7 protein-coding genes are annotated in these 7,493 nt (G+C 60.8%); 3 read left to right on the top strand and 4 right to left on the bottom strand.

Features of this window, described 5'->3' with window-relative positions; translation table 11 throughout:
- Nucleotides 1–1,370 (top strand): ABC transporter ATP-binding protein (locus tag EN906_RS16205; RefSeq protein ID WP_164777197.1); only part of this gene is annotated, 1,370 nt, incomplete at its 5' end.
- Nucleotides 1,371–1,467: 97 nt separating this feature from the next.
- On the opposite strand, the gene EN906_RS16200 is transcribed toward EN906_RS16205, so the two are convergent.
- On the bottom strand, nucleotides 1,468–1,743 hold the full coding sequence (locus tag EN906_RS16200) for a hypothetical protein (protein ID WP_023811582.1): 276 nt from the start codon (nucleotides 1,741–1,743) through the stop codon (nucleotides 1,468–1,470).
- Nucleotides 1,744–2,344: 601 nt separating this feature from the next.
- On the opposite strand from EN906_RS16200, the gene EN906_RS16195 reads away from it, so the two are divergent.
- Nucleotides 2,345–3,022: a sugar transferase gene (locus tag EN906_RS16195; protein ID WP_023811581.1), complete on the top strand. Its 678-nt coding sequence runs from the start codon at nucleotides 2,345–2,347 to the stop codon at nucleotides 3,020–3,022.
- Between the two features lie 100 nt (nucleotides 3,023–3,122).
- Nucleotides 3,123–4,388 carry a polysaccharide biosynthesis/export family protein gene (locus EN906_RS16190; RefSeq protein ID WP_164777198.1) on the top strand — a complete coding sequence of 422 codons (1,266 nt, stop codon included), beginning with the start codon at nucleotides 3,123–3,125 and terminating at the stop codon, nucleotides 4,386–4,388.
- A 189-nt stretch (nucleotides 4,389–4,577) separates the two neighbouring features.
- Here the strand turns inward: EN906_RS16190 and EN906_RS16185 are convergent, their stop codons facing one another.
- The 3 genes from EN906_RS16185 to EN906_RS16175 form a co-directional block, all read right to left on the bottom strand.
- A complete protein-coding gene (locus EN906_RS16185) occupies nucleotides 4,578–5,891 on the bottom strand; it encodes an O-antigen ligase (RefSeq protein ID WP_127270875.1) in 1,314 nt (437 codons plus the stop codon).
- Between the two features lie 184 nt (nucleotides 5,892–6,075).
- Nucleotides 6,076–6,903: an SDR family NAD(P)-dependent oxidoreductase gene (locus EN906_RS16180; RefSeq protein WP_127269097.1), complete on the bottom strand. Its 828-nt coding sequence runs from the start codon at nucleotides 6,901–6,903 to the stop codon at nucleotides 6,076–6,078.
- An 88-nt stretch (nucleotides 6,904–6,991) separates the two neighbouring features.
- Nucleotides 6,992–7,486: an acetone carboxylase subunit gamma gene (locus EN906_RS16175; protein ID WP_127269096.1), complete on the bottom strand. Its 495-nt coding sequence runs from the start codon at nucleotides 7,484–7,486 to the stop codon at nucleotides 6,992–6,994.
- Nucleotides 7,487–7,493 lie beyond the last annotated feature (7 nt).

Genomic DNA, 7,493 nt, shown 5'->3' with positions numbered 1-7,493 from the left:
GCGCGGCGTTCTCACTGCTGATGCTGGTGCAGATCGCCGTTCTTCTGGCTGGCTATCTCCTGGTTTCCATGTTCATCTCGCCGGTCATGACGCTGTTTGCCGTCGTCATCGGCATGCTGATGTTCGTGGCGCTGCAGCCCTTCCGGACACGGGCCACTGCCTTCGGCCGTGTGCTGACCGCCAATCGACAGGATCAGTACCGGACGGTCTCGGAATTTCTCGGCGGCATCAAGGTGGCCAAGAGCCTGAACGTCGAGGACAGCTATTTCGCGCAGCTGCGGTCGACGCTTGAGAAGATGAAGGCCGACAACATCGACTATGTGCGCAACAGCACCATCGGCACCGCGGTATTCCAAGTGGCGAGCGTGGTGGGCCTGAGCCTGTTCATCTATGTGGCTTTGGTTCGCTTCAACCTGTCGCTGGCCGAGATCGTCGTCCTGCTCCTGGTCTTCATGCGCATCGCGCCGCGCTTCATGGACATGCAGACGCAAGCCCAGCAAGTGCTGATCAACCTGCCCGCCTTTACGGCAATGCGCAGCCTGCAGGCACGTTTCGATGCCGAACGCGAACCAGGCCATACCGAGTTCGCCGACGCCGGGACACTCTCCCTCAATACGGGATTGAATATTCGCGGTGTCTCCTTCGCCTATGGAGATGCTGGCGACAAGGTGGTGGTGAGCGGCATCACCTTCGGCCTGCCGGCCGGCAAGGTCACCGCCCTGATCGGCCCGTCCGGATCGGGCAAGAGCACGATCGCCGATATGCTGCTTGGCCTGCTGGAGCCCACCACCGGCATGATGCTTGTCGACGGCGTCGAGATTGATGCCAGCAATCGCCGTCGCTGGCGCGACCAGGTGGCCTATGTGCCGCAGGACGTGTTCCTCCTGCACGACACGATCGCGGCGAACCTGCGCCTTGCCGCGCCACGGGCCAGCGATGGCGACCTGTGGGCCGCGCTGCATCAGGCGCACGCCGGCGAGTTTGTCGAACGGCTCGACCTCAGGCTCGAGACGGTGGTCGGCGATCGCGGCGTGCGGCTCTCGGGCGGCGAACGCCAGCGCATCGCGCTCGCGCGCGCGCTGCTGCGCAAGCCGTCACTGCTCATCCTGGACGAGGCGACCAGCGCGCTCGACTGGCAGAACCAGTCGCTGATCGCCAGGTCGATCGACGGATTGCGCGGCACGATGACGATCCTGACCATCGCGCACCGGCCGTCGATGATTGCCTTCGCCGACTGGGTGGTGGCGATGGAAAACGGCCGTATCGTCGAGGTCGGCCAATATCAGCGGCTGAAGGAAAAAACCGGCAGCCGGTTGTCGAGGATGCTGTCGGGGGAACAGTCAGAGGGCGAACCCGCCGATGTCGCGTGAGCCGGCGACCAAGACGCGCCGAAACCGATTCACGCGGCGCCTAGTCTCTTGTTTCGAAGCATGCCTACAAACCGGGGGCAGGTTTGAGCAATCTGCATCAATGCAGGCCGCGCCTGGCACCGCCCAGCTTCTCGCTTTCGGCGACCTCTGGTGCGTTCAGTTTGCGCTCGGCGTCACGGGCTATGTCGGCAGGCGTCGGCGCGCTCCTGGCGATCATGGTGTAGATGAGCACGAAATAGCCGGCCTGAATGATCACGGCGCAGATGATGACGCGCACCAATATCGTGCCTATCGACGCTCCGCCCAGCCAGGACCAGCCGACGACGATCGCCAGAGCGAAAATCATCCCGAGGATGAATTTTGGAAGTGCCATACCCAACAGCCCATAAACCGGCTCGGGTATTATCACGATTGCCCCACCCGAGCGCCGTCCCTTGTCATGTGGGCTTGTTAAGGTCGCCCACTCTCGACCGGTTGCTTCCGGCCTTTTCCACCTGTCGCCACCGTGACAGGTATAATTTGCAATTCTATTAAGGCGAGCAATAGGCGGCAAGGGCAACTTCGGATATTTTTGATCGAGCTTTTGCGATCGACTCTGCCATGCTGCAATGCACGCAACGGGAGCTAAGCCGATCTCCTCTCCTCGGCATTTTTCAGTAAGATAGACAATATTAAGTAGTATTTTATACGGTTTTCACCAAGCATCAGGGCATGATAAAGCACTAATTTGCAGCTTGCCTTGGCAAATAGGTAGGTCCGCCTAAAAACCGCCCCACAAAGGCCTCTATTTTTTCGGCCGTGCCCATTTATTGTCACAAATGTGCTAAATACGCCGAAATTTGTGCATGACAAGCTTATTATTTAGTCAATTCATGACGTGACTATTTCAATGGGGTGGTAAATTGTGTGTTGCGCTGCAACATTTTTTTGGTATCGTGCGCTGAACCATTCGTTCAACGCATGGAGTTTACGGCATGAGGGACGTTGCCAAGTCGGCCACGGCGAGCTTTTCGCAGGCTGACATCGATTTTCCGCCACCGATCGGCGGCTTGCTCAAACGCAGCTTCGATATCGCCGGTTCACTGATTGGACTGATCGCACTCAGCCCGCTGTTTGTCATGATAGCGCTGCTGGTCAAGTTTTCCGACGGCGGCTCGATTTTCTACGGTCACAGGCGAATTGGACGCGGCGGGCGGATTTTTCCTTGCCTGAAGTTCCGCACCATGGTTCCGGACGGCGACAGGGTATTGGCAACCTATCTCGCCACCAACCCGGATGCCAACGCGGAATGGATCGCCACCCGCAAGCTGAAGAACGATCCGCGCGTTACCCGTGTCGGAGCTGTGCTGAGGAAACTCAGCCTCGACGAGCTGCCGCAGATCATCAACATCCTGCAGGGCGACATGAGCCTTGTCGGCCCTCGTCCGGTCGTGCGCGACGAGCTGGAGATCTATGGCACGTCCGCCGTCTATTACCTGAAATCCCGCCCGGGCCTGACTGGCCTGTGGCAAGTCAGCGGCCGCAACGATGTGTCCTATGACAGCCGCGTCGCCTTCGATCGCCACTATGTCGAGAACTGGTCGCTGTTCGAGGACGTTCGCATCATCATCAAGACCGTCCCGGCCGTCTGGATGTCGCGTGGTTCTTACTGACCGGCCGGTGGCCAATGCCAGACATTGGCATCGGCCATTCGACGCAAGCTCATCGGGCGATGGGGCTATAGCGGATCGGAACGTTGAGTTGAAAACAGATTTGTTCGAAGCCTTTCGCAGCGGCCCGGATTCCGGCCGGCTGCGGCGGGCGCGTTTGCTGGCCACATGCCTTGCCTTGGCGCTCGTCGTCCCGCACATCGCCGCCGCCGGCGACTATCGCCTCGGCTCGCAAGACAAGCTTACCATCCGCGTCGCCGAATGGCAGACAGTCGAAGGCACATTTCGTGATTGGTCGGCGGTGAATGGCGAGTACACGGTCGGTCCATCCGGTACGCTGTCGGTGCCGTTCGCCGGCGAGTTGCCGGCATCCGGCAAGACCACGTCCGAAATCGCGGCGGCGATCGGCGAGGCGCTGCAGAAAAAGCTCGCTTTGTCGGACCGACCGGAAGCCTCGGTCGAGATGGCGCAGTTCCGGCCATTCTACATTTCGGGCGAAGTCCAGAACCCAGGCCAATTTCCCTATGTCCCGGACCTGACGGTGTTGAAGGCAATCAGCGTCGCCGGCGGCATCAGGCGCAACGCCGACTACGGCCCCCAGCTCGGCAAGGACCTGGTCACCGCCAAGGGCATGTTCGACATCTCCGACGACCAGCGCATTCGACTGATCGTCAGGCGCGCCCGCATCGATGCGGATATGGCCGGCAAGGCGAGTTTCGACGTGCCGAAGGAGGTCGAGGGCGATCCGAGACTGCCAGCCATCGTGGCGGACGAGATGACGATTCTGACGGCCGACCAAAAGGCGCTGAAGCTGAAACTCGAGGCGCTCGACGGCGTGAAGGGGGTTTTGGAATCTGAAATCGAGTCGCTGCAGAAGAAGATCGTCAATCAGCAGCAGCAGGTCGACTTGGCGCAGCAGCAACTCGCCAGCATCGGTCCGCTGGCGCAAAAAGGCCTGATCGCCAATGCCCGACTGCTGGATTCGCGCCAGTCCGTGGCCGACCTGCAGGGCAAGATCCTGGACTACGAAACCGCCATCCTCACCGCCAAGCAGGCGATCAGCAAGGCGAAGCAGGATGCTATCGATGCCCAGAACACCTTGAGTTCAAGTCTCGCCACTGACCGGCAGCAGACCGAGGCCGACCTGAACGAGGCCGCGTTGAAGGTGAACATGCAGAAAGGCCTGATAGCCCAGGCCAGCGATCCCGCGATGGCGGCCGCTATGACAAATGATCAGCAGCCGACCCTGCTCTATTCACTGGTGCGCAATGTCGACGGCAAGACCACCGAAATAGCCGCCAAGGAAGAAACCCCGGTGCTGCCCGGCGATGTGATCAAGATCAAGCTGGCGCCGCTGGCCAGCCAATAGACCGACTTCCAACACGATCCAGTGTTTCGAGCCAGAGCCTCACCCGACAATCGGGATGAGGCTCTGGCTCAGTTGTTTGAACATCTCCCTACGGAAACCATAATAGCGGTCTCGGGATCGAGGCTTCCCGTCCGAGCACATGCTTGCTCAAAAAGGAAGGCCGCTCCCTTCAGCCCGCGAGATGATAATTTATGAGGGACCGGCGCCCGCCGGATGGCCGGCATACCGAGGCCAGTCAGTCTCGCCCCCGGCCGCGTCAGCCGGCTCCAGAGCCGGTGACCGCCGCCTGCGGGTAACGGGCAGCCGCGCCAGCTTGAAGAAGCTGAAATACATCAGGAAAGAACCCATGATGTAGGGGTTGAGTATCTCGACCTCGACGAAGGAGCGGATCAGCAGCAGGACCATCACGCCGAAAAGGATCACCGAGTCCGCCTGCCATGCCTTGAAGATAACCGCCGAGACGTGGCCGTAGAGCGTGCGCAGCATGATCAGCGACACCAGCGTCGCTCCGACGAAGCCGAGTTCGACGAGGGCCTCGATATAGGTGTTGTGGAAGTGGAAGCCGGTGCGGGTGGTGATGTAGAATTCGTTCCACAGCCGCTCGGCTTCAGCGAAGCCCTGCACCCAATAGGCGGCATAGCCGACGCCGAGAATCGGCGATTTCTGGACCGTGTTCCAGCCTTGCTCCCACAGATAGGTTCGCCCGGTGAGCGTCGAATCCTTGCCGAAGAGGCCGAGGACGAAGTCCATCAGCCCGAGATTCAAGGCGACGAAGGCCGTCACGACCAGCAGGCCGGCGCCGATCAGGAAGATGACCCGGCGATAGCGGCGTGACAGAAGTTTGCTCATCGCAAGAAGCGCCACCAGCGCCAGCACCGCGGGTATCGACGCCATCGAGGTGGCGGAATGCGAAGCGACCAGGACATAGGCCGACAGCAGCACGACGGGCACCGCCAGGATGAAGCTGAGCCGGCCGCGCCTGTAGAAGGCAAGGAAGACAACGCAGAAATAGATGCCGAGCGAGCCGACAAAGCCGATCTGATTCTTGGAGGCGAAGGCGCCGACGAAGTTCACGGTGCCGTCGAGGACATCCTCGGAATAGTTCCCGACCTTCAGCGAATAGATGAGGACGACGAATATTCCGATCAGCGCCCCTATGGTCAGCGTGCGCACGCTGACGGTGCGCGCAGCTACGTAGGCGCAGGCGATATGGGAAAAATACTGGACCGACGTCCTTGCGGTGACGCCGGGGGCCTGCGACCAGAAAACCGAGAAGCAGATATAGGCCGCAAACAGCAGCGGCAGCCAGGCGCTGGACAGATGCCGCAGAAACCGCCGGTAGTCGACCAGGATGAGCGGAAGCCAGACCGCATAATAGGCCAGGATCAAGATCTGGCCGAAGATGACCGAATAGGAAAACGCCCAGATCGAAACGGCTACGGCAAAGGCGCCATAGACCGAGTTCTTCTCGGGATCGATCAGCAGTGACTTTGGAATCTTCATCTCAGGGTTCCGCCGACACGACCTAGGGCCGGCAAGCCATGAGCCGGCCGGAATCTTCGCAAATATGGGCGTGCAATAAACGGCGTCTCCATTGTGCAGTGCAATATAACCTATTGCGCCCGGCGCTCAATGGCAAATCCGGTCACCTTGTCTTACAGCGAGGCATCTGCGGAGAGATCAGCCGCTACCAAAGCGCTCCGCCGGTGATCTGGATGTTCTCCATGGTAATGCCCTTGGCCAGATCCGAGCACAGGAAGACCGCCAGTGCGGCAATCTCCTGCGGCTGCAGCATGCGCTGCTGCGGGTTGCCTTTGGCGATCTCGGCCATCGCTTCCTCAGCGGTGCGCCCCTTGCCTTCGCGCTCGACGACCTGCGCCACATTGCGGCGCATCAGTTCGGTCTCGACCCAGGTCGGGCTGATCATGACGCAGGTGACGCCATGCGCTGCCCCCTCCAGCGCCACGCAGCGCGTGAGGCCGAGAAGGCCGGCCTTGGACGCGCAGTAGGCTGGGTTGTCCTTCCAGCCGACCGAGGCGGCGGTTGAGCCGATGTTGACGATGCGGCCCCAGCCGCGTTCGATCATGCCCGGCAGTACCGCACGCGTGACGCGGAAGGCGCCCGTCAGGTTGGTATCGACGATCTTGTCCCATAGCGCGTCGGAATGGCCGCAGACCGGCTGCTCCGCGGTCGTCCCAGCGGCATTGACCAGGATATCGGCGGGGCCGATGGCCGCCTCGGCGTCAGCTGCGAACCGATTGGCGACGTCGCTGTCGCGAACGTCAAGGTGTGCGGCGTGAACCCTCGTTCCGTGGACGGTAAGGGCCGCACGCACGCGCTCGATCTCGTCCGCGCCGGGATAATAGGCGGCATCGGACTTGTCGGCGCTGGCCGGCGCGATGTAGGAGCCGACGGCGACATTGGCGCCGGCTTCAGCCAAAGCCGTGGCAATGGCAAAGCCCATGCCCGAGAACCCACCGGTAACGATGGCGCTACGGCCGGAAAGGTTGTTCATGGCGCACGGTCTCCACTTCGTTCCGGGCAGGCAATCAGGCCTGACCGTATTTGGCAATCACACCGGCGCAGCCTCCATCGCCAGCGTTTCATGTTTGCTGGAGCGGTTTGCCTAGCCATTCGCGATAGAAGCCTTCGAGGTCGGGCTCGAAATCGTGGACGATGGGATAGCCAGGTGCCGCCGCTTCCACTTCGTGCAGCGTGCCGCATTGCGGACAGATGAATTCGCGGATCTCCATCCATTCGGGATCGGGGAGATCGCTGTTGGGATAGATTTCGCGCAAAGCCCCCTCGGTGTTGCGGACGTTGATCGCAGCCTTCAGCTTCCAGTTCTTGCGATAGTCGCCGAAGGAGTGGCCGCATTCGCAGCGGGTAATGCGCTCATCGCCGCTCTGGCAGATGAACAGATGGTCCGAGACCGGCAGCAGGATCGGATCTTTCCAGGCGACACGATCCTGATAGACGGCAACCATCTTGAAGAAACGGTCATCGTCCTTGTAGGCACTCATGATCCGCCTTGTCTGTGGCCAGGGCAGCTTGCCTGCGACCAGATCGCCCAGGACTTCCTTGCTATACGAGGTCATGGCTTTG

The sequence above is a fragment of the Mesorhizobium sp. M7A.F.Ca.CA.004.06.1.1 genome (assembly GCF_003999135.1).
Classification (GTDB): Bacteria; Pseudomonadota; Alphaproteobacteria; order Rhizobiales; family Rhizobiaceae; genus Mesorhizobium.
Note: the sequence above shows the minus strand (reverse complement) of the source record. Positions and strands in the feature narration are given on the sequence as shown.